The sequence below is a fragment of the Kitasatospora sp. NPDC101183 genome, from assembly GCF_044767945.1.
Lineage (GTDB): Bacteria > Actinomycetota > Actinomycetes > Streptomycetales > Streptomycetaceae > Kitasatospora.
The window spans coordinates 38,638-64,212 of sequence record NZ_JBIWOW010000026.1; the positions used below are offsets into that span (position 1 = coordinate 38,638).

Annotated in this window: 19 protein-coding genes; 4 read left to right on the forward strand and 15 right to left on the reverse strand. The window is 75.2% G+C overall.

All coding sequences use genetic code 11. The features are described 5' to 3' along the window. Window positions 1–70: 70 nt before the first annotated feature. From ACIRRS_RS30170 to ACIRRS_RS30185, 4 genes are all read right to left on the reverse strand, one after another. On the reverse strand, window positions 71–790 hold the full coding sequence (locus ACIRRS_RS30170) for a response regulator (RefSeq protein WP_402977271.1): 720 nt from the start codon (window positions 788–790) through the stop codon (window positions 71–73). After that, window positions 787–1,947 carry a sensor histidine kinase gene (locus ACIRRS_RS30175; RefSeq protein WP_402977274.1) on the reverse strand — a complete coding sequence of 387 codons (1,161 nt, stop codon included), beginning with the start codon at window positions 1,945–1,947 and terminating at the stop codon, window positions 787–789. Before ACIRRS_RS30175 ends, ACIRRS_RS30170 begins: the two co-directional genes overlap by 4 nt. Before the next feature lie 89 nt (window positions 1,948–2,036). Beyond that, entirely contained in the window at window positions 2,037–2,522 is a 486-nt protein-coding gene (locus ACIRRS_RS30180; RefSeq protein ID WP_402977277.1) for a DUF1453 domain-containing protein, read from the reverse strand. A gap of 156 nt (window positions 2,523–2,678) precedes the next feature. Beyond that, the gene (locus ACIRRS_RS30185; protein ID WP_402977280.1) at window positions 2,679–4,790 is read right to left on the reverse strand and encodes a type IIA DNA topoisomerase subunit B; all 2,112 of its coding nucleotides are present in this window, start codon (window positions 4,788–4,790) and stop codon (window positions 2,679–2,681) included. 540 nt (window positions 4,791–5,330) lie between these two features. Between ACIRRS_RS30185 and ACIRRS_RS30190 the strand changes: the two genes are divergently transcribed. Then, window positions 5,331–5,564, forward strand: coding sequence for a hypothetical protein (locus ACIRRS_RS30190; protein WP_402977283.1), 234 nt, complete (start codon window positions 5,331–5,333; stop codon window positions 5,562–5,564). Between the two features lie 223 nt (window positions 5,565–5,787). On the opposite strand, the gene ACIRRS_RS30195 is transcribed toward ACIRRS_RS30190, so the two are convergent. The 7 genes from ACIRRS_RS30195 to ACIRRS_RS30225 form a co-directional block, all read right to left on the reverse strand. Further along, complete coding sequence (locus tag ACIRRS_RS30195) at window positions 5,788–6,666, reverse strand: S1 family peptidase (RefSeq protein ID WP_402977285.1); 879 nt, start codon at window positions 6,664–6,666, stop codon at window positions 5,788–5,790. 243 nt (window positions 6,667–6,909) lie between these two features. After that, a complete protein-coding gene (locus tag ACIRRS_RS30200; protein ID WP_402977287.1) occupies window positions 6,910–8,553 on the reverse strand; it encodes an RNA polymerase sigma factor in 1,644 nt (547 codons plus the stop codon). A gap of 569 nt (window positions 8,554–9,122) precedes the next feature. Next, window positions 9,123–9,998, reverse strand: coding sequence for a FadR/GntR family transcriptional regulator (locus ACIRRS_RS30205; protein ID WP_402977290.1), 876 nt, complete (start codon window positions 9,996–9,998; stop codon window positions 9,123–9,125). Window positions 9,999–10,228: 230 nt separating this feature from the next. Continuing rightward, window positions 10,229–11,134, reverse strand: coding sequence for a hypothetical protein (locus ACIRRS_RS30210; protein WP_402977292.1), 906 nt, complete (start codon window positions 11,132–11,134; stop codon window positions 10,229–10,231). A 3-nt stretch (window positions 11,135–11,137) separates the two neighbouring features. Then, window positions 11,138–12,589, reverse strand: coding sequence for an ATP-binding cassette domain-containing protein (locus tag ACIRRS_RS30215; protein WP_402977295.1), 1,452 nt, complete (start codon window positions 12,587–12,589; stop codon window positions 11,138–11,140). Window positions 12,590–12,879: 290 nt separating this feature from the next. Further along, window positions 12,880–13,641 carry an NUDIX domain-containing protein gene (locus tag ACIRRS_RS30220; RefSeq protein ID WP_402977297.1) on the reverse strand — a complete coding sequence of 254 codons (762 nt, stop codon included), beginning with the start codon at window positions 13,639–13,641 and terminating at the stop codon, window positions 12,880–12,882. 108 nt (window positions 13,642–13,749) lie between these two features. Next, on the reverse strand, window positions 13,750–15,855 hold the full coding sequence (locus ACIRRS_RS30225; protein WP_402977423.1) for a glycogen debranching N-terminal domain-containing protein: 2,106 nt from the start codon (window positions 15,853–15,855) through the stop codon (window positions 13,750–13,752). A 709-nt stretch (window positions 15,856–16,564) separates the two neighbouring features. On the opposite strand from ACIRRS_RS30225, the gene ACIRRS_RS30230 reads away from it, so the two are divergent. Next, complete coding sequence (locus tag ACIRRS_RS30230; protein ID WP_402977300.1) at window positions 16,565–17,881, forward strand: alpha/beta fold hydrolase; 1,317 nt, start codon at window positions 16,565–16,567, stop codon at window positions 17,879–17,881. Window positions 17,882–17,921: 40 nt separating this feature from the next. Here ACIRRS_RS30230 and ACIRRS_RS30235 read toward each other — a convergent pair whose 3' ends face one another. Further along, entirely contained in the window at window positions 17,922–19,397 is a 1,476-nt protein-coding gene (locus ACIRRS_RS30235; protein ID WP_402977303.1) for a DUF4192 domain-containing protein, read from the reverse strand. Window positions 19,398–19,626: 229 nt separating this feature from the next. Between ACIRRS_RS30235 and ACIRRS_RS30240 the strand changes: the two genes are divergently transcribed. Continuing rightward, window positions 19,627–21,825: a RecQ family ATP-dependent DNA helicase gene (locus tag ACIRRS_RS30240; protein WP_402977306.1), complete on the forward strand. Its 2,199-nt coding sequence runs from the start codon at window positions 19,627–19,629 to the stop codon at window positions 21,823–21,825. Window positions 21,826–22,204: 379 nt separating this feature from the next. After that, on the forward strand, window positions 22,205–22,924 hold the full coding sequence (locus ACIRRS_RS30245; protein ID WP_402977308.1) for a hypothetical protein: 720 nt from the start codon (window positions 22,205–22,207) through the stop codon (window positions 22,922–22,924). Window positions 22,925–23,220: 296 nt separating this feature from the next. Here ACIRRS_RS30245 and ACIRRS_RS30250 read toward each other — a convergent pair whose 3' ends face one another. From ACIRRS_RS30250 to ACIRRS_RS30260, 3 genes are all read right to left on the reverse strand, one after another. Further along, entirely contained in the window at window positions 23,221–23,916 is a 696-nt protein-coding gene (locus tag ACIRRS_RS30250) for a hypothetical protein (RefSeq protein WP_402977310.1), read from the reverse strand. A 100-nt stretch (window positions 23,917–24,016) separates the two neighbouring features. Further along, window positions 24,017–24,715: a ribonuclease HII gene (locus ACIRRS_RS30255; RefSeq protein ID WP_402977312.1), complete on the reverse strand. Its 699-nt coding sequence runs from the start codon at window positions 24,713–24,715 to the stop codon at window positions 24,017–24,019. Window positions 24,716–24,802: 87 nt separating this feature from the next. Then, the gene (locus ACIRRS_RS30260) at window positions 24,803–25,399 is read right to left on the reverse strand and encodes a TetR-like C-terminal domain-containing protein (protein WP_402977315.1); all 597 of its coding nucleotides are present in this window, start codon (window positions 25,397–25,399) and stop codon (window positions 24,803–24,805) included. Window positions 25,400–25,575 lie beyond the last annotated feature (176 nt).

Consider the following 25,575-nt stretch of genomic DNA (forward strand, 5'->3'; position numbering starts at 1 on the left):
CGGCGCTCCGGACCATCGCCGGTACCTTCACTCGATGAGGTGAGCGATGATCCGACAGACACTCATCGCACTACTGCTGCGTCCCGGTGATTCCGTGCCGGAAGGCGTACGCGACGGCCTGCGCGCGGTCCCGGACGGCGGTCTTGGCGAACAGGTTGTTGATGTGCGTCTTCACCGTCGCCGGGCTGACGAACAGGCGTTGGGCGATCTCGGTGTTCGACAGCCCCTCGGCGATCAGCGCCAGCACCTCGGCCTCCCGGGCGGTCAGCCCGTCCGGCAGCTCCCCCGGCAAAACGGCGGGCCGTACGGCGGCCGGCGGGGCGGCCATCGGGGCGGGTCCCTGCGCGGCGGCCGGAGACTCGGAAAGCCGCTCCAGCAGCCGGAGTTGGACCTGCGGGGAGAGCCCGGCCGCACCCGAGCGCACGTCCGCGATGGCCTTGGCGATCTCCTCGCCGCCGGCGTCCTTGGTGAGGTAGCCGCGGGCCCCGGCCTGGAGCGCGGGGAACAGCGACTCGTCGTCGGCGAAGGTGGTGAGCACCACGACCTCGGTACCCGGGTGGGCCGCGCGGATGCGCCGGGTGGCCTCGACCCCGTCGACCCGCGGCATCCTCAGGTCCATCAGCACCACGTCCGGGTGATGCCGCTCCACCAGGGCGACGGCCTCCTCCCCGTCGGCGGCCGCCCCGACCACCTCGATGCCGGGCAGCAGCCCCAGCAGCATCACGATGCCCTCGCGCACCACCGTCTGGTCGTCCGCCACCAGCACCCTGGTGACCGCCGCCCCGTTCATGCCGGCACCCGCAGCAGCACGCGCCATCCTCCGTCCTCCGGGCCCGCCAGCAGGGTGCCGCCGAGCAGTTCAGCGCGTTCGCGCATCCCCAGCAGACCGTACCCGCTGCCGCTGTCGGCCAGCTCCGGGTCGGCCTCGCCGCGCGCCGCCCGGGAGTTGCGCACCTCCAGCTCCACCGCACCGTCCAGGTAGCGCAGTTCGACGTCGCACCGGGCGCCCGCCGCGTGCTTGCGGACGTTGGTGACGGCCTCCTGGGCGGTGCGGCGCACGGCGAGGGCGGCCTCGGCGGCGAGCGGCCGGGGGGTGCCGGTGACGGTGAGCCCGGCCCGCTCCCGCCCCGTCAGCTCGACGAGGAACTCCCCGACCGGCGTGAACTCCCCGCGCAGCGCGGACAGCGCCTGCCTGGTCTCGGCCAGCCCGTCCTGCGCCATCCGCCGCGCGGCGACGACCCGTTCGCGGATCTGCTCCCGGTCCGTCCCGGCGTCGAGCATCAGCCGGGCGGCCTCCAGGTGGACGAGCTGAGCGGAGAGGCTGTGGGCGAGCACGTCGTGGATCTCCCGGGCGATCCTGGCCCGTTCGGCGAGCGCCGCGCTCTCCGCCTCGGCAGCCCGGGCGGCCCGCTCCTGGGCGAGCAGCCGCCGGGCGGTGCCGCGCGCCTCGGTGTCCAGCCGCATCAGGTAGCCGAGCAGGGCGACCCCGCCGATCGTGCCGCCGATGGCGAGCCAGTTCGCCCAGCTGGCCGCCGTGTACGAGCCCAGCGCGGCGACGCCGGTGAGCAGGGCGGGCACGGGCGGCATCCGGACGGTCGCCGTCACGGCCAGGCCGATCCAGAGCAGGTCCGCGAGCGTGTAGGCCTTCCCCGCGTCGGCCAGCCAGGCGCAGCCGACCAGGGCGGCCGCCAGGAGGTAGGTGGCGGTGGGCCGTTGCTCCCGGCTGGCCTTCAGGTAGGCGACGCAGACCGCGACGGAGGCGGCCAGCCCGGCCCCCGCGGCCACCGCCGCCCAGCCGCTGTACCTGCCGTCCGAGAAGGTGCCCCAGCCGACGAAGGTCAGCATGACGATCCGGCCGAGCACGGTGAGGATGCGCCGGGGCCGGCTCTCCGCCTCGCGCTCCAGGCCCTCGCGGGAGGGCCAGCGGGTTGCGTTCCACCCGGCCACGGGCGACTCCTCGGCGTTCGTTCTCAATGATCGGTGGGGCGAGTGGGGCGAGTGGGGCGAGTGGAGCGAGTGGAGCGGGTCGGCGCAGGTCAGCGCAGCGCGGCCTCGGGCCGCGCGGCCGGCAGCGACCGGGCCCTCCAGTTCACCACGAGCGAGCGGACCAGCAGCAGGACGGCGATGCCGAGCATCAGCGAGCTGCCGGACTGGTGGACGCCCAGGGCGCTGCCCGTCGCGTAGATGCCGATCCGGATGGCGAGCATCCCGACCCAGGCGGCCACGGTGGCCTTGGTACCGCGCGCCCAGGTCTCCCCGGTGGGCGTGCGCCAGATCCGCACCGTCCAGCCCCAGACCGTGCCCATGCCGAGCACCGCGACCAGGGAGGCGACGAGCAGGGTGACGGACAGGGCGGCGTGGTCGTGGTCGATCAGCTGCGGGTCGCGCAGCCCGAGCACCCCGAGGACCAGCGGCAGGATCCAGAACCTGCGCTCCCCGTCCAGCTTCTGCGGGCGCATCTGGCGGGCGACCACCAGGGCCACCACCGCCAGGGCCACCACGATGTTGATCAGCGTGCTCATCGGATCTCTCCGTCCCGAGGTGCCTTCTTCCGACCCCACCGACGCTACGGACGCGGCGGCCCCGGCTGATCGGCGCCGGGGTGGACGGCGGGTGGAACCGCACGCGAGAGGGCCCTCCACCCGGGGGTGGAGGGCCCTCTCGGAACAGGCCGGGGGTCAGGCGTCGATGCGCGAGCGGTCCAGCGTGGCCGCCGAGTCGACGATGAACTCCTTGCGCGGGGCGACGTCGTTGCCCATCAGCAGGTCGAAGATCCGCTCGGCCTGCTCCAGGTCGCCCAGGTTGATCCGCCGCAGGGTGCGGAAGCGCGGGTCCATGGTGGTCTCGGCCAGCTGGTCGGCGTCCATCTCGCCCAGACCCTTGTAGCGCTGCACCGGCTCCTTCCAGCGCTGGTTCTTGCGCTGGAACTCCAGCAGCGTGGAGCGCAGTTCGGCGTCGGAGTAGGTGTAGTGGTACTTCTCCTGGCCGCGCTTGGGGCTGGTGAGCTCGATCCGGTGCAGCGGCGGCACGGCGGCGAAGACCCGGCCCTGCTCGACCATCGGCCGCATGTAGCGGTGGAAGAGGGTGAGCAGCAGGGTGCGGATGTGCGAGCCGTCGACGTCGGCGTCGGCCATGAAGATCACCCGGCCGTAGCGGGCCTGGTCGATGTCGAAGGTGCGGCCGGAGCCGGCCCCTATCACCTGGATGATCGCGGCGCACTCGGCGTTCTTGAGCATGTCGCTCACCGAGGCCTTCTGCACGTTGAGGATCTTGCCGCGGATCGGCAGCAGCGCCTGGAACTCGGAGTTGCGGGCGAGCTTGGCGGTGCCGAGCGCCGAGTCCCCCTCGACGATGAAGAGTTCGCTGCGGTCCACGTCGTCGCTGCGGCAGTCGGCCAGCTTGGCGGGCAGCGAGCTGGTCTCCAGCGCGGTCTTGCGGCGCTGGGCGTCCTTGTGCTGGCGGGCCGCGACCCGGGTGCGGGCGGCCGCGACGACCTTCTCCATGACGGACCGCGCCTGGAGCTTCTCGTCCTTCTTCGCCGAGGTGAGGAAGTTCTTGAGCTCCTTGGCGACGACGGCCGCGACGATCCGGTTGGCCGCCGAGGTGCCGAGCACCTCCTTGGTCTGGCCCTCGAACTGCGGCTCGGCGAGCCGGACGGTGACGACGGCGGTGAGGCCCTCGGTGGCGTCGTCCTTGGTGATGTCGTCCTCGGCGACGCGCAGCAGCTTGGCGGCCCGCAGCGCCTCGTTGACGGTCTTGGCCAGCGAGCGCTCGAAGCCGGTGACGTGGGTGCCGCCCTTGGGGGTGGCGATGATGTTGACGAAGGAGCGCAGGGTGGTGTCGTAGCCGGTGCCCCAGCGCAGCGCGATGTCCACGCCGAGGTGACGGGTGACCTCGGTGGGGGTCATGTGGCCCAGCTCGTCCAGGACGGGCACGGTCTCCTTGAAGGTGCCCTCCCCGTGCAGCCGCAGCACGTCGCAGACCGGCTTGTCGGGGGCGAGGAACTCGCAGAACTCGGCGATGCCGCCGTCGTAGCGGAAGACCGTCTCCTCGATCTTGTCGCTCTCGGTGAGCCGCTCGTCACGCACGACGATCGTCAGGCCGGGGACGAGGAAAGCCGTCTGCCGGGCGCGGCTGTACAGGTTCTCCAGGGAGAGGCGCGCGTCCTTGAGGAAGATCTGCCGGTCCGCCCAGTAGCGGGTGCGGGTACCGGTGCGGGCCTTGGGGACCTTGCGGGTCCTGGTGAGGCCGTTGGCGGGCTCGAAGGGCGCGTCCGGGCCGGCCTCGGTGAACAGGCCGGGGGCGCCCCGGCGGAAGCTGATCGCGTGGGTGTGCCCGCCGCGGTCGACCTCGATGTCCAGGCGGGCGGAGAGGGCGTTGACCACGGAGGCGCCGACGCCGTGCAGACCGCCGGAGGCCGCGTAGGAGCCGCCGCCGAACTTGCCGCCGGCGTGCAGCTTGGTCATCACGACCTCGACGCCGGACAGCCCGGTCTTGGGCTCGACGTCCACCGGGATGCCGCGTCCGTTGTCACGGACCTCGATGGAGGAGTCGGGGTGCAGCAGCACCTCGATGCGGTCGCAGTAGCCGCCCAGCGCCTCGTCGACGGAGTTGTCGATGATCTCCCAGAGGCAGTGCATCAGGCCGCGGCTGTCGGTCGAGCCGATGTACATGCCGGGGCGCTTGCGGACGGCTTCCAGTCCCTCGAGGACGAGCAGGTGCCGAGCGCTGTAGTTGGAACCGTCGTCGCCGGCCAGCAGCGCGGACGGCACGGTCGTTTCGGCACTCACGGCGGCACTCTCCTCGGTGAAGTTCTGTCTCGTCGGTCACATCCGGACGCGTCCGGTCCGTCCGCCAGTGCAGCACGCCGCACCGACATCCGTCGCCCAGCGTGCCCGGCCCGCTGCGCCGGGTGTCCGGCACGACGGCCCGGCCCCGCGCAGCTTGTACGCGCTGCGCGAACAAGGACCGCCCCCGGGTGTGGACCGCGCGGGCCCCATCTCCGCCCGGTGGCACCGGTCCTGGCGGACCGTGGGGCCCGGTGCAGGCTCCGGAACTGCCGTTATGCAGGCTACCGGCGCCCGGGGCGGGGCTTATGCTCCAACCCGGCAGAGGATTATGCTACGCGGACCTCGCACCCCGTCCCGATCGGGCGTTCGAGGAGAGGGCCGTTCCCGGGATTTCGGTACGCATGAACCACCGGCCCCCGGGGCACCTCCTCATCAACACAGCAGAATCCTCAGAGAAGAAAAGCCACGAGCGGGAACGTTTTCGACCTGGTTGGATGTTGACCCTGGTACGACAGCTCGTCGAGCTAGAGAAGAGGCGACGTGACTACTGTTCTGACCCCTGCGAGCCCGCTCACCGCGGCTGACCGCTGCGACCGATGCGGCGCCCAGGCTTACCTGCGCGTCGTACTCGCCAGCGGCGGCGAGCTGCTCTTCTGCGCCCACCACGGCCGGAAGTTCGAGCCCGAGCTCAAGAAGATCGCCGTGGAGATACAGGACGAGAGCGGCCGCCTGAGCACCACCACGACGGCGACGGCCACCGACGGCGAGCGCTGATCCGGCGCCGCACCCGACAGCAACGTCGAGCTGTGTCCGGCCGCGCACCGCGCGCGACCGGAAGGCCGGGCGATCGACCCCCTCGGGGGCCGGCCGCCCGGCTCCGTCGTTTCCCGAACCGTTCCTTCCCGTTCGCGCCCGGGCGGCCGACGCGACGTCAGAACGTGACCGCACCGTCACCCGGAGCGGCGGCTCACGGCGCGGCGGCTCACGGCGCGGCGGCTCACGGCGCGGAGCGCACCGCGTCGGCCACGGAGGAGACCCGGGTGTAGACCCCCGGGTGGGCCGCCTCGGCGCAGCCCGTCCCCCAGGACACCAGACCGACCAGCCGGCCGGCGACCACCAGCGGGCCGCCGCTGTCGCCCTGGCAGGCGTCCTTGCCGCCCTTCTCCTCCCCCGCGCACACCATGCCGCGGGCGTCGAACTTCCCGTCCTGCCCGCCCGGGAAGGCCCGCGCGCAGGTCTGGTCGGCGACGATCGGCACGTCCACGCCGCGCAGCAGGGGCGAGTAGTCGCCCCGGCCGGTGGTGTCGCCCCAGCCGAAGACCGTCGCCCGGGTGCCGGCCGCGTACGGGGCGGTCTCGCCCTGGCCGACGAGTTCGATCACGGGCCGGTCCACCTGCGGCTCGGCGAGGGTGAGCACCGCGACGTCGTTCATGTTGGCGGCGAAGGCGTAGTCGGGGTGGATCCACACCGACCTGACGGACAGCTCCCGCCCGGCCGAGCCGCGCATGTCGTCCCGGTCGACGATCACCTTGAGGCCGGGCCGGTCGACGCGGGTGCCCCTGGGCTCGTCGTAGAAGCAGTGCGCGGCGGTGATCACCTTGGTCGGGGAGATCATCGCCCCCCCGCAGAACTGGCCGGAGCGGCCGCCGCCGAACTGCTGGCGGCTGGAGAGGGCGACCATCCACGGGTGGTCGGAGGTGCTCGCGGTGGTGCCGCCGACCACCCGGCGCTGGGCCTCGGCGGGCGCGGCGGTGCCGAGCGCGACCATCGGGGGCACCGCGGCCAGCAGTGCCAGGGCGACGGCCCGGCGGCGCCTGCCCGCGGGGCGGTCGGCGGGGGCGGGGTGGTCGGCTCGGCCCAGGTCAGCGCGGTCCACGTCAGGCAGCACCGTGACTCCAGTCGGTTCGTAGCGGGGGCGACCGGCACAGCGTAGGGGACCGGCTACACTGTGCGACCCCGTACGGGTACGCCTCCACCCGGACGAGCGATCAACGCCACCCGTACGCTGACGGCCGTCCGGCCCCGTGCCTCCTCGCGTCAGGACGGACCCGGACACGCCCGGACACGCGCGAGGGCCCGCGACCGGTACGGCCGCGGGCCCTCGTTGGCGAAGCGCCGATCAGTCCAGGTAGTCGCGCAGCACCTGGGAGCGGGACGGGTGGCGCAGCTTCGACATGGTCTTCGACTCGATCTGGCGGATGCGCTCACGGGTGACCCCGTACACCTTGCCGATCTCGTCGAGGGTCTTCGGCTGACCGTCGGTCAGGCCGAAGCGCATGGAGACCACGCCGGCCTCGCGCTCGGACAGGGTGTCCAGCACCGAGTGCAGCTGCTCCTGGAGCAGGGTGAAGGAGACCGCGTCGGCCGGGACGACCGCCTCGGAGTCCTCGATCAGGTCACCGAACTCGCTGTCGCCGTCCTCGCCGAGCGGGGTGTGCAGCGAGATCGGCTCGCGGCCGTACTTCTGGACCTCGATGACCTTCTCGGGGGTCATGTCGAGTTCCTTGGCCAGCTCCTCCGGGGTGGGCTCGCGGCCCAGGTCCTGGAGCATCTGGCGCTGGACGCGGGCCAGCTTGTTGATGACCTCGACCATGTGCACCGGGATGCGGATGGTGCGGGCCTGGTCGGCCATGGCGCGGGTGATCGCCTGGCGGATCCACCAGGTCGCGTAGGTCGAGAACTTGTAGCCCTTGGTGTAGTCGAACTTCTCGACCGCACGGATCAGGCCGAGGTTGCCCTCCTGGATGAGGTCCAGGAAGAGCATGCCGCGGCCGGTGTAGCGCTTGGCCAGCGAGACCACGAGGCGGAGGTTGGCCTCCAGCAGGTGGTTCTTGGCGCGGCGGCCGTCCTCGGCGATGATCTCCAGCTCGCGCTTGAGCTTGGGGGCGAGCTTGTCGGCGGCCGAGAGCTTGTCCTCGGCGAACAGGCCGGCCTCGATGCGCTTCGCGAGCTCGACCTCCTGCTCGGCGTTGAGCAGCGGGACCTTGCCGATCTGCTTGAGGTAGTCCTTGACCGGGTCGGCGGTGGCACCGGCGACGGCGACCTGCTGGGCCGGCGCGTCGTCCTCGTCGTCGTCGGAGAGGACGAAGCCCTCCGACTCCTCCTCCGGGCCGCTCTCGCCCTCGGCCTTGTCGCCCGGCAGGGCGACGTCCTCGAGGACCTCCTCCTCGCCGCCGGCCTCGTCCTCGCCGGCCTTGCCGGTCTTGGCGGCGGTGGTCTTCTTGGCGGCGGTCTTCTTGGCCGGCGCGGCGGCCTTCTTGGCCACGGCCTTCTTGGCGGCCACGGCCTTCTTCACGGCGGGCGCCTTCGCCTCGGAGCCGGCCGCGGCCGTCTCGGAGGTGATCTCGGCGGACACCGTGGGGGCCGGCGCCGAGGCGGCGGCGACGGCCGGGGCCGCGACGGGCGCACCGGGGGCGATGCGCACGGGCGGCTTGGTCGGGGCCGCGGAGGCGGCCGGGGTCCGGGTGGTGACAGCCTTGGTGGCGGTGCGCTTGGCGGGGCTCTTGGCAGCAACGCTCTTGCGCTTGGCGCCGGCCGGCTCGGCCGCGCTGACCATGAGGTCCACCCCCTCCTCGATCAGTACCTGATTGAGGCTGCGCATGACGTTCTTCCACTTGGTGACCGGGATCTGGTCCGCCTCGAACGCCTGGCGCACGTCGTCACCGGCGATCTGCCCCTGGGCCTTGCCCCGCTCGATGAGCGCCAGCAGAGCCGCGGACTCGGCGATCTCGGGGGGAAGCGAACGGGATGTGCTGGCCGACACGAACTACCTCTCGGACGAAGAGTGGACTCGAACCCGTACCTGCCGCCCGAGCGGGCGGGGAAGGAGACGCGCGCCTGGGCGTGCGTTGTCGATTCCGACCGACTCGGGCTTGAGGACTGGGGTCAACTGGACGGCAGCAGCGCCGCGGACCAACACAGCATTCTGACAGGTTGGTGTATTCCGGAGCTGCTTCCGCTCAGGACACATCGCTGCTACGCGTCAAGTGTTACGCATGGCCATCGTGTCGCGGGTCACACCGCACGGCGCCCCCGGCCACGGGGCCGGGGTCCATCATCGCGCACCGGCTCCGGAGGTCGTCGGCAGGGACGCTACCGCACCTCGGGGCGGCCCACCGGTCGTTCGGTCGTTTCCGGCCGATCCCCCGCCGCTCCTCGCCCGATCCCGTCCGCTCCCGCCCGAGCCGGCCCGAGCCCGCCCGTTTCGGGTCCGTTTCGGTCCGGGAGCGTGCGAGGGCCCTCCGGCGGCGCCGCTCGGTGCGGCCGGAGGGCCCTGGGGACGGACGGTGGGGGGTGGACGGAGCCGGGGCGGCCGCGCACCGGAACGGGCCCTCAGTGCTCCCGGGGGGCGGGAACGGACGGCTCGATCTCGGGGTGGACGGTGAGCAGCGCCCGCATCGCAGCCTCGCCGGCCGTGCCGTCGCCCGCGCCCAGCGCGTCGACCAGCCGGGCGTGCAGGCCGACGGAGGCCTCGGAGGGCCGCTCGCAGGAGATCGCCGGGCCGCCGGAGACCTGGAGCGCGCAGGAGACGATCCCGGACAGGTGCTCCAGCATCCGGTTGCCGGCCAGCTGGAGGATGAGCGCGTGCAGCTCGGCGTCGGCCCGGGTGTACGTGGACAGGTCGGCCTGGGCGGCGGCGTGGCCCATGATCTCGACGAGCTCGCCCAGCCGCTGCTGGACGTCCTCGCGGCCGTGGCCCGCGGCGAGGCGGGCGGCCAGCGGGTCGATCGCCCAGCGCAGCTCGAACAGCTCGCGGCGCTGCTCGTCCCGCTGCGGGCCGAAGGCGCGCCACTCGATGATGTCCGGGTCCAGCAGGTTCCAGTCGCCGACCGGGCGGACCCGGGTGCCGACGTTGGGCCGGGCGCTGACCAGGCCCTTGGCCTCCAGCACGCGCAGCGACTCGCGCACGACGGTGCGGGAGACCTCGAAGCGCTGGCCGATCTCCTCGGGGACCAGCGGGCGGTCGGCGCCGAGGTCTCCGGAGACGATCATCTGGCCGAGCTGCTGGACCAGCTGGCCGTGCAGGCCTCGACCCCGGCTGCTGGTGGTCTTGCGGCCGACCCGGGAGAGATCGGACTCGGCGCCCTCCCAGCGGGGCGCCGGCGGGGTCGGCCGGTCGGCGTAGGTGAAGCGGTCCAGATCGCCCGGGACGATGGGCCCTTCGGCGGAACGGGCGGGGGTCATGGTGGGGTGCGCAAGGGTGTTCACGCCTCCTTTGTCGGCGATCGGCAGGCGCAGCTTGAGAATTCTCGTGAAAAGCACACGAAAGGGTGATCGACCGTGACTGGATAATTGACTTCTTATCAGGAAGAACCGCTCAATCCGGTCACTGCTGGTCGATCTTGGTGGTTCGGGACCGCAGGCGCCCGATGCGCCGTCAGGGGCGCGGCGAGGTCCGCTCGGGGTCGTCGCGGGGTCCTCGCCGGGTCCTCGCGGGGTCAGAGCGTCCGGCGGCGGGCCTGGAGCAGCAGGACGGCGAGCAGCAGCAGGGCCGCCGGGGCCGCGACGGCCGCGAGCAGCGCCGGGTCCGTCAGGGCCGCTCCCCCGGACGCCGCCTCCCGCGCACCGCCGTACACCCAGCCGTACGCCCACTCGATGCCGGACTGGAAGGGCAGCAGTTCGGCGGCCCTTTCCGGCCACGGGCGGCCCGTCTGACGCAGCAGCAGGGCCACTCCGGTCTCCAGCATCGGCGGGAGCGCGCACAGCAGCAGGACGCCGACGACGGCGCTGCGGGTGAGGGAGGCGGTCAGCACGCCGGTCCAGGCCGCGACCACCGTCAGCAGGACGAAGGCCAGCAGCGCGGCGGGGACGCCGTGGCCGGCCACCAGGGCCAGCGGGGCGAAGGCGGCCGGCAGGTCGTCCAGGCCGGTCAGCCCGGCTCCGGTGAGCGCGTCCAGGGCCCGGGCCGACAGTGCTGCCGGGTCCGTCCAGGCCGCGACCGTCACCGCGCCCGGCAGGGCCAGGTGCACGGCCACCGTGTCGAGCAGCAGGGTGGCCAGCGCCAGCAGCGCGGCCACCGGGCCGACCACCAGCAGCTTGGCCAGCAGCAGCCGCACCCGGCGCGGGTAGGACACCAGGGAGGCGGGCAGCCCGGGGTGGCGCACCTCGTGCCCGTACGAGAGGGCGCCCAGCGCGCCGGCCCCGAGCGCGGCGAAGGGCAGCGGGATCAGCGGGACGGCGGCGGTGAGCAGCCGCGCCCCGGCGGGGGCGCCGAGCAGGCCGGCCGGGGCCTGGCTCGCCAGGACGGCGGCGACCACGGCGTCGACCAGCAGGACGGCGGCCAGCAGCAGCCAGGTGGAACGCAGGCCGCGCAGTCGGCGCAGCTCGTAGGCCAGGACTCGCACGGTTCACTCGCTCCGGTGGTCGTCGGGGGTGGGGGTGGGGGTGCCGCTCGGGGCTGTGGGGGTGCCGCTCGGGGCTTCGGCCGGGATTTCAGCCGGGGCCTCGGCCGGGGTTACGGCCGGGGTCGACTGCCCGGCGGGGGCGGGGCGGGTGGAGCGGGCCAGCCGGACGGTGTCGTCGGTGAGGAGGTCGGCGGAGCTGGTGCGGCGCAGGGTGCGGGCGGGCCTCGGCGGATCGGCGGGGTCCTCGCGGTAGAGCCTGTCCACGGCCACGCCGGGCCGAGCACCCGTCGCCTCCCCCCGGCGCGGGGCCGCGCCGAGGGCCGTCAGGGCGGCGCGGGGCCCCCGGGGGCCGCGGCCGGTGGCGGGGGCCGGGGCGACGGGCAGGGCGGGGCCGGGCTTCGCGGCCGACCCGCCCGCCTGCTGGGCGAGTTCGCGGACGGGCAGGGCCTGCCCCGGCTCCCCCGCCGTCGACTCGCCGGGCTGCTGGGGGAGTTCGCGGGCGAGCGGCTCCTCGGCCCCGGGCTGGACCTGGAGGTTCCCGGAGCGGCCGGAGGGCACGGGCAGGGCCGCCCGGGGCGCGGGCTGCTCGACCACCCGGTCGGCCAGTTCGTGCAGCAGGATGCCGTTGCGGTAGGCGAGTTCGCCGATCTCGGTGCGGTCCAGGCCCGCCACCGCGAGGCCCACGCTGCCGTCCCGGCGGACCTCGGCGCCCTGGCTCACCAGCAGGTCGGCCAGCCGGGCCATCTGCGGCCCCCGGACGGCGACTTCGGGGCTGAGCCTGGTCCGGCTGAACTCCGTCACCGGCTGGTCGGCCACCAGGCGGCCCTGGTCCAGGGTGATCACCCGGTCGGCGAGCTGCGCGGCCTCCCGCGGGGCGCGGGTGGTCGTCAGGACGGTGCCGCCCGCGACGGCGAAGGAGCGCAGGAAGGAGTGGAACCACTCGATGTTGCGCGGGGACAGGCCCTCGGTCGGGGCGTCCAGCAGCAGGGCGGCGGGGTCGCCGAGCAGGGCGGCGGCCAGGGCGAGGCGGCGGTGCATGCCGGGCGAGAAGGTGCGCAGCCGCTGGCCGGCGACGGCGGACAGCCGGGTCTGCTCCAGCAGTTCGTCGGCCCGCCGGGCCGGGGCTCCGACGGCCGCGGCGAGCATCCGCAGGTGGCCGCGGGCCGTGTGGCCCGGGTGCCCGGCGACGGCCGCGGCGCCCTCCCCGGGGCCCGGCAGCAGCACGCCGACCTCGCGCTCGGGGCGGCGCAGCCTGCGGTAGGTGCGGCCGCCGAACAGGGTGACGCCCTGGCCGCGTTCGAGCTCCAGCATCAGCCGCAGGGCGGTGCTCTTGCCCGCCCCCTCGGCGCCGAGGAGCACGGTGACCAGGCCGGGCCGGAGGTCGTAGGTCAGGTCGAGCACGGCGGGCGGGGCGCCCTTGCGGTAGACCTTGGTCAGTCCGGTGCTCTGGATCATCGCTGGTCGCTCCCATGCCCTCGGCCGGTCCCGCTGGACGCGGTGCCCCCTGATCGGCCGACGGGTGCCCGCGCGGCCTCGCGCCAGCACATTAGGGGTCGGCGGGGGCGATTCCGGGCATTACGACGGCGGCGCGGGGCCCTGGGCCGTCCACCTCACCCGATCAGGGGACAATCCGATCCTGCGATTCCCCGGCCGGGTAACGGGGTTGGGCCGACCGGGGAGGGGTCCGGGCGGAGGGCTTCGGGCGGAGGGCTCCGGGCGGGGCTCGGGCCGGGCGCGGGCCGGGCTCAGGACTCCGGGCGCAGCATGGGCGGGTTGAGCGCGGAGGCGCCCCCGGCGGTGAACAGCTGGGCAGGGCGGCCGCCCTGACGGGTCGTCGTGCCGCCGGAGGGCAGCAGGAAGCCGGGGGTGCCGGTGACCTTGCGGTGGAAGTTGCGCGGGTCCAGCACCACGCCCCAGACGGCCTCGTAGACCCGGCGCAGCTCGCCGACGGTGAACTCGGTCGGGCAGAAGGCCGTGGCGAGGGAGGAGTACTCGATCTTGGAGCGGGCGCGCTCCACGCCGTCCGCGAGGATGAGCCCGTGGTCGAAGGCGAGCGGGACGCCGTCCGCCGGGGTCTGGCCGAGGAGGTCGCCGACCGGGGCCCAGCGGGCGCCGCTGGCGTCGCCGCCGGCCCGGGGGGTGGGCAGGTCGGGGGCGAGCACGAGGTAGGCGACGCTGACGACGCGCATCCGGGGGTCGCGCTGCGGGTGCCCGTAGGTGGCGAGCTGTTCGAGGTGGGCCCCGGCGGCGGTGGCGGGGCCGACCGCGTCGTGCCCGGGGGCGGAGTGGGCGCGCAGGCCGGTCTCCTCGGCGAGCTCCCGGGAGGCCGCCTCGGCCAGGCCCTCGTCCGGGCGGACGAAGCCGCCGGGCAGCGCCCAGTACCCCTGGTAGGGCGGCTCACCTCTGCGCACGAGCAGGGCGCAGAGGGAGTGGTCGCGCACCGTCAGCACCACCAGGTCAACCGTGACTGCGAACGGGGGGAAGGCCGACGGATCGTAACGCGACATGGCCACGATCATAGTCGTCTCTCTGACGATAAGCACAGGCCCCGATCGGGACGGGACGGGGCCGCCCACCCACCCGGCGCGTGCCGGGCGGGCGGTGCCGGCGGGAGGTCAGCGGGCGACCAGTTGCAGCTCCTCGGAGGCCTCCTCGACCATCGCCACCCCGATCCGGCTCACCCGGACGGAGAACGGCTCTCCGGCCACCCGCAGCCCGGTCAGCTCCAGCTCGCCCAGCGGCGCGGTGCTGGCCGGGCGCACCAGGACCCGGCCGCCGGGGACGTCGGGCCTGACCCCGGCGAGCGCGAACACCGCGTGCACGGCGCCGGCCGCCGAGACGGCCGCCGGGCGGCAGGCGGCGGGGTGCGGCACCGGCGGGCTGCCCGGGGTGCGCTGCTCGCCCGCGTACATCTCGGGCAGCCGACCCTCGAAGTGGGCGGCGGCGTCGAGCAGGCCCTCCAGCAGGGCGCCCGCCTCGTTCTCGTGGCCCGCCTCGGCGAGCCCGGCCACGGCCAGCGCCGTCTCGTGGACGCGCACCGCGCCGCCGCGGTGGCCGAGCGGGTTGAACCGGGGGGACTTGGCGCTGAGGGTGCGCAGGCCCCAGCCGCTGTCCAGCTCCGGCGCGAGCAGGCGCTGGGCGAGCAGCCTGGTCTGCTCGCGCTCCAGCAGGCTCTCGTGCCGGCCGCCGTCCGCGGCGAGCCCGGTGTCGAGCAGGTGCACGAGGGAGGAGGCGAGGGCGGGCAGCGGCCGGCCGCCGGGGGCGAGGGCGGCGGCGGGCCGGCCGCCGGAGAGGTCATCGACCCAGAAGCGCTCGCGGAAGCGCCCGCGCAGCCCGGCCGCCCAGTCCCGCCACTGCCCGGCGCCGGGGCGGCCGAAGGCCTCCAGCAGCTCGGCGCCGTGCAGGGCGGCGCGATGGGCCTGGGCCTGGACCTCGGCCCTGGCCGGCACGGGGTGCGCCGCGCGGTCCTCCGCCGGGCGGCTCAGGTCGGTGACGAAGCCGTCGACCAGGCCCTCGCGCAGGGCGGCCAGGGCCCGCTCGGCGGCGGGCAGCAGCTCGGCCGTCTCCGCCGCGGGCAGGCCCCAGCGCCAGGCCTCGGCCAGCACCGTGACGAACAGCAGGGTGGCCTCGGTGGCGGTGCAGGTGGGCGGCAGCTCGGGGCCGCCGTGGCGCAGGGCGCCGGGCAGCAGACCCTCGACCCGGCCGGGGGCGGGGGCGGCCTGCTGACGGCGGGCCAGCGCCCGCAGGGTGCCGGCGGCGAGCCGGGTGCCGAGCGGCAGGGTCAGCCGGGCGGCCCACAGCGCGTCGGCCGGGGCGAGGCCGAAGCGCCAGGGCGCGCCGGAGGCGGCGTAGAGGTCGGTCGGGCGGTCCGGGTCGGCGAACAGCAGCCCGCCGAGGGCGTCCAGGGAGCGGGTGACCAGCGGCGCGACGCGGGGGTCGTCGCTGCGGACCTCCGGTTCGGCCCAGGGCAGCGGAACGCCGGTGCCGCGCCCGCCGGGCGGCCGGGGGCCGGGGGCGGTGGCCTCCAGCCCGGCGTGCAGCTCGACCGACCAGCGGGCGCCGGGCTGCACCTCCAAGTCCCAGCGCAGGACCCCGGCACCGGCGAGCACGGCGTGCGGGGAGGGCTTGGCGCTGACGACGGCGCTGTGCGCGGGGCCCGTCCAGCGCAGGCCGGAGGACTGCACCTGGCCCGGCAGGTCGGGCTGGCGGTGCCCGGCGGCGATCTCGGCGACCGGGCCGAGGTCGGTACCGAGGGCGATCTCCAGCGGCAGCCGGGCGGGCCGGGCGCCGGTGTTGCGCACCGTCACCGTCTCCACGCCGTCCGCGTGGCGCAGCCGCTCGACGGTGAGCGCCGGGTCCGGGTCGAGGTCGCCGGGGAGGCGGACGGCGCCGAGGAAGCGGGCCCGGGCGGCGCTGGTCAGGGTGCCCTGGAGGGGCAGCGGCTCCATCCCACCGAGCCGCAGCTCCATCCGGGCGAGCACCCGGACGCCGTGCTGGTAGAAGCCGTGCAGGCCGTGGCCGCGCAGCTGGCCGTCCGGGCCGGAGGCGGCCATGCCGGGGGCGTTGACGCAGAGCACCGCGTGGTGGACGGCGGGGGGCTGGGGTCGCGGCGGAGCCGTGGGGCGGCCCTGCCCGCCGGGCGCGCCGCCGGGTGCGGTCGGCGGGGCCTGCTCCGGCCGTCCGGCCGGTCGCGGCGCTCCGGCCACGGTCTCGGCCGGCATGGCCTGGGGTGGCCTCAAGGCGGTCACCGGACTCTCCTCCCCTCGGCGGTCCGGTGGCCGGGTCTGGCCGGTGGGCCGCGAGCGTGCTCGATCGCGTGCTGATGGTGCGGGCCGGCGGGCTGCCCCGCCGACGGTTTGCCGTGCCCGGCCGTACCCGCTGCCGGGTCGTGCCGCGCCGTGCGCCGCACCGGGCCGGTGCAGACGCGCCGCGCCGACCTTAAGGCCCGAGCCGACCGGCCGACACACGGGCCCGTCACCTCGCCGTCACACCACCGCCGCACGGCCGTCGCTCCCGCCGGCCGGGCGCCCCGACGCGGACGCCCTCCGACCGCTGCCGGTCCGCCGGCGGGCGCCGCCGCGAGGGCCCTCGCGGCCCGGCGGGCGGTGGCCCCTCGGGGAGGCGGGCCCGCAGGGCGGGTACACCGCCGCTCCGCAGTCGCTCCCTCCTCCGCCGTGCGGGCACGCGCTCCGACGCCGCGCGCCCCAGGGGTGAACGCCGGGGGCCGCCTCCAGGTCACGCCCGGGACCGGGACCGGCCGCCGGCGGTACGGCCCGGGGTTGCCCCGCGACGGGTGCCCGCGCGGGTGGATGGAGGCCGAACCACCGTCCGAAAGCGGTCAGGATACGGTGCGAGGGTCGCGGCGCCCGCGCCCGGCGACCCCGTGGTCGGCGACGCGACGGCTGTGACCAGCAGAGACCGAGGAGTTGCATGTCCACCGTCAGCCGGCTGCCCGGGATTGTCACGACCGACCACGTCTTCCAGGTGCCCCTCGACCACAGCGCCCCGGAAGGCGAGCGGATCGAGGTGTACGCCCGCGAGGTGGTCGCCGCCGGCCGCGAGCAGGACGACCTGCCCTGGTTGCTCTTCCTCCAGGGCGGGCCCGGCGGGAAGTCCCCGCGCCCGCTCGGCCGCGACGCCTGGCTGGACCGCGCCCTGGACGACTACCGCGTCCTCCTCCTCGACCAGCGCGGCACCGGCCGCTCCACCCCGGCGACCCGGCAGACCCTCGCCCGGCGCGGCGGCGCCCAGGAGCAGGCCGACTACCTGGCGCACTTCCGCGCGGACTCGATCGTGTGCGACGCCGAGTTCATCCGGCACCGACTGCTCGGCGCCGACCGCCGCTGGAGCCTGCTCGGCCAGAGCTTCGGCGGCTTCTGCACCCTCACCTACCTCTCCTTCTTCCCCGAGGGCCTGACCGAGGCCTTCGTCACCGGCGGCCTCGCCGGCCTCACCACCGGCGCCGACGACGTCTACCGCGCCACCTACCGTCAGGTCGCCCGCAAGAACGAGGACCACTACGCCCGCTTCCCCGGGGACGTCGAGGCGGTGCGGCGGATCGCCGCCCACCTCGCCGGGGCCCCCGCGTCCCTCCCGGGCGGCGGGCTGCTCACCGTCGAGGCGTTCCAGGCCCTCGGGCTGATGCTCGGCGGCGGCAGCGGCTCCGGCTCCCTGCACCACCTGCTGGAGGAGGCCTGGGTGGAGGGCGTGGCCGGGCCCGAACTCTCCGACACCTTCCTGGCCGGGGCGCAGGCCCAGCTCTCCTTCGCGGGCGGCCCGCTGTACGCCGTGCTGCACGAGTCGATCTACGGCCAGCGGTCCGTGGACGGCGGCGCCGCCACCGCCTGGGCCGCCGAGCGCGTCCGCAAGGAGTTCCCGCAGTTCGACGCCCGGTCCGCGCTGGAGGGCGACGGCCCGGTGCTGTTCACCGGGGAGATGATCTACCCCTGGATGTTCGACACCGACCCGGCGCTGCGCCCGCTGAAGGAGGCGGCCGAACTGCTGGCCGCCCGCACCGAATGGCCCGCCCTGTACGACCCGGCGCGCCTGGCCGCCAACACCGTGCCCGTGACGGCGGCCGTCTACCACGACGACATGTACGTGGCGACCGCCGACTCGCTGGCCACCGCCCGCGCGGTGCGCGGCCTGCGGGCCTGGGTCACCAACGAGTGGGAGCACGACGGCCTGCGGGTCAGTGGCGGCAAGGTGCTCGACCGCCTGATCAAGATGGCGCACGGCGAGGCCTAGAGCCCGCCCCGCCGGCCCCGGCGGGGCGGCGAAGAGGAGGTCAGCGCGCATGGCGTCCTCCTCCCCCCGCCCGCCGGGCGCCCCGGCACCGGTCGGCGGCGGCCCGGGAGGCCTCCGCCGGGGCGCAGGCCGAGGACCGGCCCAGCCGCACGCCCCCGGCGGGCCGCTCCCCGGCCCGCTCCGCCTCCGGCGCGCGCCGGGGCGAGGGCAGCAGTGCGACCGGCCCGGACTCCGGGGCGGCGCTCGGGGCTCCGCCCGGGGCGGGCCCCGTGCCGCCCGAAGGCCCGCTCCCCTCCGCCGCCGTGACCGGTGCCGCGCCCTTGCGGCGGCCACCCCGGCGACGCCGCCGCCCCGACGGGGCGCCCGCGGCCGGGACGGGGCCGGGCGCCTCCTCCGGTGCGTCGGCGGGCAGGGGCTCGGCAGGCACGGCCTCGCACGTCTCCCGACGCCGCCGCTGGGCCTCGACCACCGCCATCAGCGCCCGGGGCGTCAGGCCGTCGTTGAGCGACTGGTGGAGCAGATCGGCGAGCAGGTACCCCGGGGCGAGGCTCAGGACGTGCCCCAGCACGACCCGGGCCGTCGCCGTGTCCCCGGCGACCCAGGAGGCCCAGGCCAGCAGGGTGAGCGGGGGCACCGCGCACTCCTCGTACGGCGGCACGGCGCGCCGGGCGAGGAAGCGCCAGAGCCGCTCGGCCGGGGCCAGCTCGGCGGGCCGGGCGTACTCGACGCCCCGGTCCCGCGTCACACGGTCCCGCAGGGCGACCAGCAGCCTGGCCGTCCGCTCCTCGTCGAGCTCCCGGCCACCGGCCGCGAACTCGGCGACGGCCTGGTCGAGCAGGGCGGTGCCCTGTTCCCTGGAGACGGCGGCGGCCAGCGCCCGCTCCAGCGCCGCCCGCTGGGCCTCGGCCCCCGGCGGGCCGATCGGGGCCAGCGCGCCGACGATCGCCTTCCGGCTGCCGCGCGGCACCAGGCCGGCGACCGTCGCCGCGGCGGCCGCCGCGCCCGGGGCGGGGCCGCTGCGCACGGGCGTGCCCGCGGGGTCGCAGCAGCCCTCACTGCGGCAGAGGAAGGACCACCAGCGGCCGTCCGAGACGCACAGCGACTCCTTGACGACCACGCCCCTGCGCGCGAAGGCCGCCTGGAGGCCGCCCGCCAGGGGCCGGAGCTCCTGCGCCACGGGCGGGGCGTGCGGCGTGGAGGAGTCCCGGCAGAGGTAGAGGAGCACCTGGACCGGCGGGCCGCCGTGCCGCTCGGAGAGCGCCACCAGCAGGGCCGCCGTCTCGTCCGCCGCGGCGGACCACTGGGCGGGCGAGGGCGGGAGGTCCGCCCGGATCACTCCGCCCTGGTGCAGGTCCGGGCCCTGGAGGCCGACCGCGACGATGCTGTCGTCGGGGTGGAACCCCAGGAGGTAGGGCAGGAGCTCGGCCATGTCGGCCGGCCCCCGCATGACGACCGGCCGGTGGCCGGAGGCCGGGCCGAGGGACAGGATGACGGGTTCGTTGTTCATCGCGTTCATGGCCGCAAGAGTGAGACCAAATCCCGAAGGCCGCCGAAACTATCCAAATCCTGTGGATAACTCCGGCCCGAGATGCCTCTTCCCTCGTTCGGCGGATATCCCCGCCACTCCCCCGAGTGAAGAAATCCGCCCGTTCAACTGATGACCGGATGAAAGACACCTCGCCTTCGCCGCACCCTCCCCCACCGGCATTCGCCCCTTGTCGGCGCCATGGGGTTACATCGACGCCATGCAGCAGTCCGAGATGAACACCACCGCCACCACCGCCGACCGGGCCGAGGTCAGGGCGCGGGCCGAGGCCGTCCTGCGCGAGCTCGCCGGGGCCGGTGCCTCCCTGCGCGAGGACCAGTGGACGGCCATCGAGGCCCTCGTGGTCGACCACCGCCGCGCCCTGGTCGTCCAGCGCACCGGCTGGGGCAAGTCCGCGGTCTACTTCGTCGCCACGGCGCTGCTCCGCGCCCGGGGCGCCGGGCCGACGGTGATCGTCTCCCCGCTGCTCGCCCTGATGCGCAACCAGGTCGAGTCGGCCGCCCGGGCGGGCATCCACGCCCGCACCATCAACTCCGCCAACACCGGCGAGTGGGAGGAGATCCAGGCCGAGGTCGCCTCCGGCAAGGTCGACATCCTGCTGGTCAGCCCCGAGCGGCTGAACAACCCCGACTTCCGGGACCAGGTGCTGCCGGAGCTCGCCGCCTCCACCGGCCTGCTCGTGGTCGACGAGGCCCACTGCATCTCGGACTGGGGCCACGACTTCCGCCCCGACTACCGCCGGCTGCGCACCATGCTCGCCGACCTGCCGCCCGGCGTCCCCGTGCTGGCCACCACCGCCACCGCCAACGCCCGGGTCACCGCCGACGTCGCCGAGCAGCTGGGCACCGGCGCCACGGACACGGACGCGCTGGTGCTGCGCGGCCCGCTCGACCGGGAGAGCCTCACCCTGGGCGTGCTGTCCCTGTCCGACCCGGCGCACCGGCTCGCCTGGCTGGCCGACCACCTCGACCGACTGCCGGGCTCGGGCATCGTCTACACCCTGACGGTGGCCGCCGCCGAGGAGGTCACCGCCTTCCTGCGCGAGCGCGGCTTCGCCGTCGCCTCCTACTCCGGCCGCACCGAGGACGCCGAGCGCCGCACCGCCGAGGCCGACCTGCTGGCCAACCGGGTCAAGGCCCTGGTCGCCACCTCCGCGCTGGGCATGGGCTTCGACAAGCCCGACCTCGGCTTCGTCGTCCACCTGGGCTCCCCCAGCTCGCCGATCGCCTACTACCAGCAGGTCGGCCGCGCCGGCCGCGGCGTCGACCGGGCGGAGGTGCTGCTGCTGCCCGGCCGCGAGGACGAGGCGATCTGGCGCTACTTCGCCTCGCTCGCCTTCCCGCCCGAGGAGCAGGTCCGCCGCACCATCGACGCCCTGGCCGAGGCCGGCCGGCCGCTCTCCACCGCCGCTCTGGAGCCCCGGGTGGACCTGCGCCGTGCCCGGCTGGAGACCATGCTCAAGGTCCTCGACGTGGACGGCGCCGTCCGCCGGGTCAAGGGCGGCTGGACGGCCACCGGCCAGAGCTGGGCCTACGACGCCGCCCGCTACGCCAAGGTCGCCGCCTCCCGGGAGGCCGAGCAGAGGGCGATGCGGGAGTACGCGACGACCGGCGGCTGCCGGATGGAGTTCCTGCGCCGCCAGCTGGACGACGAGCAGGCCGCGCCCTGCGGGCGGTGCGACACCTGCGCGGGGCCCCGCCACACCCCGGACGTCTCCGAGGAGGCGCTGGCCGCCGCCCGTGCGGCCCTCGGCCGCCCCGGCATCCCCTTCGAGCCGCGCCGCCTCTGGCCGACCGGCATGGACGCGCTCGGCGTGCCGCTCAAGGGCCGCATCCCGGCGGGCGAGCAGGCCGAGACCGGCCGGGCCCTCGGCCGGCTCTCCGACATCGGCTGGGGCAACCGGCTGCGCTCCCTGCTGGCCGACCAGGCGCCGGACGTTCCCGTGCCCGGGGAGGCGGTGGACGCGCTGGTGACGGTCCTGGCCGACTGGGCGCGCGGGCCCGGCGGCTGGGCCGGGCCCGCCACCTCGGAGGGCGCCCGGCTGGAGCGGCCGGTCGGCGTGGTGACCATGGCCTCCTCGCGACGCCCCCAGCTGGTCGGCAGCCTCGGCGCGCGGATCGCCGAGGTCGGGCGGCTGCCGCTGCTCGGCCGGATCGAGTACGCGGGCGGTCAGCCGCCGCTCGGAGCGCGCAGCAACAGCGCCCAGCGGCTGAACGCCCTGGCCGGGGCCCTGCTGCTGCCGCCGGAGCTGGAGCAGGCGCTGGCGGCGGCCGGCGGGCCGGTGCTGCTGGTGGACGACCTGGTCGACTCGGGGTGGACGGTCACCGTGGCCGCCCGGCTGCTGCGCCGGGCGGGGGCGAGCGCGGTGCTGCCGCTGGTGCTGGCGGTGCAGGGGTGACCGGGAGGAGTGACCCGCTCGGCTCGCAGGCGTCGGCACCTCGATCAGGTGTCACTCGAATGGCCTAACGAAAGGAGGCAGGACCAAGCGATTTCGATCACACGGGGCAGTTGAACGGAAAGGATCGGTCACCATGCGGTAAGCGGTTCAGCGGGCGTCGAGAACGGCCTGGATCAAGGTCGCGAGCTGGCCGGACGTCACTCGACGGACGCCGGAGCACACCCTCCCGTCACAGAGCCATCTGGTGGCGTTCATCATTTCGTCATTGCCGCTTCACCCCGGATTCCGCGAGAATCGGAGGGTACCCGAAACCCGGTCCCGCGGACCCTCCTTCGGCGTACCCAGGCACCCGCCTGCCCCCGGGCCAGGAAGGAGGATCGTGATCAGCGGCAGCGACCCAGGTCAGCATCCCCTCGCCGGGAGTTCCGAGCCCAGACGACTGCTCGACCTGGAGGCCTGGACGGCCTCGGGGATTCCGCTGCTGCGCGATCCGCGCGAGTTCGTGCCGGAGCTGCACCAACGTCACCTGCCCCAGCCGGGCACCGTCGTGGTCGCCGTCCTGGACGCGCTCCACCACCTCACCGCCTCGGCCTCCTTCACCCCCTGGCCCCACGACACCGACGGCTGGCAGCACCGCAACGTACTGCTCACCCACCTGCGCCGGATCACCCCGCACGACCTCCGGCTCTCCCGACCGGCCCGGACGGCCGTGCTGCTGCGCTGCCGTGACGGCGCACCCGGCTGGACGGAACAGGACGGCGCCTGGATGTGGGCGCTGCGCGACGCCTCGGTGCTGCACGGGCTGCGCTGCGGCTCGTACATCGGGCTCACCCCGGCGGGCTGGCAGATCCTCGGGGACGGGCGCGGCGGGCGCAACCCGCACGCGGGTTCGTGGGCGGACGGGCCGGTGCACACCGTGACGGAGCTGCCGCCCCGCTCGGTGCTGGACGACGCGGTGCGCGGCTGGCGGCCCCGGCCGCAGGCGCCCGAGCCGATCCGGCGCGGCGACGGCGGGCAGCTCACGCGCCCCACCGAGGGCCCGTGGACACCGGCGCGGGTCCCGGCCGTGGAACCGGCCCGCCGCACCGGCACGCGCTGAGCCCCGGCGGCAGGGCCGCACGCCCGCACAGGTACCGCACGGGCCCGGAACGAACGCCACAGCGGGCACCCGCCCGCACGCACCCGTAACGCGACGAGTCCGGGCGCGGAGCCGAAGGCATCCGCGCCCGGAACCCACCGAGGGACGACGAACCGGGGCCCGGTGCCGTACGGCTCCGGGCCCCGAGGTCACAACCGCCGTCGGCCGACCAGGACTTCAGGACTTCCGGCGGCCAGGCCTTCAGGCGGTCAGGACTTCAGGCGACCGGCTCTTCGGCCGGTCAGGACTTCGGCCGGTCAGACCTTCAGCCGGTCGGGCCGCGCCCCGGAGCTGCGGCGCCCCGGGGTGGCTCCGGCCGGGCCGCCGGCCGCCGGGCCCGCGTCGCCGCAGACCACCAGCAGCGAGGTCGCGCGGCCCAGGGCCTCGGCGTACGCCTCGGCGGCCCGGGCGGCGGGCCCGCCGTTGACGACCAGGACGACCACCTCGCGGCGGACCGGGCGGCCGAACTTGGCGTCCGCGTAGAACACGTCGCCACCCTCGGCGAGTTGCGCCCAGTAGCGCTCCTCGCCGAAGGAGACCTCGTGCTGCTGCCAGGGGTGCGCCTCGCCGACGGTCAGCACCAGGATCTGGCCCGGGTCGCGACCCGCGTCCAGGAGCTGGTCGACCGTCTCGTCGGCGCGCTCCAGCGCCTGGGCCGGGCCGGCGGCGATGCGCCGGACCTCGACCTGCGGTGCGGAGGGTGCCGGGCGGCGCGGCCCGGGCTTGGGGATCGGGCGCGGCGGGCCGGGCTTGCCGGACGCCGACGGCGCCGGACGCGGCGCCTGACGGGGACCGGGCACCGGTGCCGCTGCGGCGACGGTGGAGGGGGTGGCGGCGGGCGCGCCGCCGGGGGCAGGCGCGTTCAGGGCTTGTGCGTCCGACTCGCGGGGGAAGGGAACGCCGGGGCCCGGGAGGCTCTCGTGAATCTCCGGCTCCTCGGGGAAGACAGGCATACCCGGATATCTATCAAATGCCGGTCGGGCGCGCACGGGCGCCCCACCCATTGGGCACCGAATGGTTCGGTGCCACATCCAGGCAATTCCCGACGGAACGTCAGAAACCGAGCGTCAACTGTTCGTCGGCGCACCCCTGCCCGGCGGCCTCGGCGTCCCGGACGTACTTGAGGTGGCTCCACTTCGGCAGCGCGTCCAGGTAGGCCCAGGAGAGCCGGTGGTGCTCGGTGGGGCCGTACTCCTCCAGCGCGGCGCGGTGCACCGGGGAGGGGTAGCCGGCGTTGTCGGCGAAGCCGAACTCGGGGTGCGCCTCGCCGAGTTCGGCCATCAGGCCGTCGCGGTGGACCTTGGCGAGGACGGAGGCGGCGGACACGCAGATGCAGGACTGGTCGCCCTTGATCACCGTGCGCACCCGCCAGGGGCCGCCCAGGTAGTCGTGCTTGCCGTCGAGGATGACGGCGTCCGGCTCGACGGGCAGCGCCTCCAGCGCGCGGACGGCGGCGAGCCGAAGCGCCGCCGTCATGCCGAGTTCGTCGCACTCCTGCGGGGAGGCGGAGCCGAGGGCGTAGGCGGTGACCCAGTCCGCGAGGACGGGGGCGAGCGCCCGGCGGCGCAGTTCGGTGAGCAGCTTGGAGTCGGTCAGCCCCTCGGGGGCCCGGCGCAGGCCGGTGACGGCGGCACCCACGGTGACGGGCCCGGCCCAGGCGCCGCGCCCGACCTCGTCCAGTCCGACCACGACCTTGGCGCCGGCCCGGCGCAGCGAGCGCTCGACGGAGTGTGTCGGGGGGACGATGGGCATGGCGGTTTCCGTTCCACTGGGGCGACCTCCAGCCTAAGCCCGTTCACACCCGACTCCCCCTCGGCCCCGGGCGCCCGCCCCGGCCCCCTACGAGGCCCGGACCATCGGCATCAGCACCTCGTCCACCACCCGCTCCGCGTAGGCGGCGGGCATCGGCGCGGGGCCGCACGTCTTCACCTGGTAGAAGAGCATCGCCGGCACGACGTCGGCGACCAGCGGGGAGACGGCCCCGGGCCGGACCTCACCGCGCTCGACACCCCGCCGCAGGATGTCGAGGATGGTGTCCTTGGTCGGCTCCATGACCCGGCCCATGAGGAACTCCTTGAACACCTCGGCCTGTTGCTGGGACGCCTCGCCCATGAGCGTATGGATCGAGGCGCCCACCCGGGAGGCCGTGGCGTCGACGAACAGCTCGATGACCTGCAGCAATTCGGCACGCGTGGACCCGAGATCCGGCACCGTGCGGGGCCGTGGCAGAGTGGCGTCCAGGGAGTCGATGACGAGTTCGACCTTGGACCCCCAGCGCCGGTACAGCGCGGCCTTCCCGGTCCGTGCCGCAGCGGCGATCCCTTCCATCGTCAGGCGTGCGAACCCGCCGGAGGTGAGCTGGTCGAGCGTCGCCTCGAATATCGCGTCCTCCAGCTCCTTCCCCCGCCGCCGCGCCGAGCGGTCCGTCGCCACCATCCACCCACACCCCTTTAAGGAACGCTTGCGTTCACAATCAGGGCCAGGATATCGTCCCGATTAGTGAACGATCCCGTTCCTTGGCGCCCACGCCCGGACCGGCGGGTCCAGCGCGGCGGCGCCGCGCACGCGAACGCGGAACACCGTGGACGCGAAGCACCGCAAGTACAGCGCCG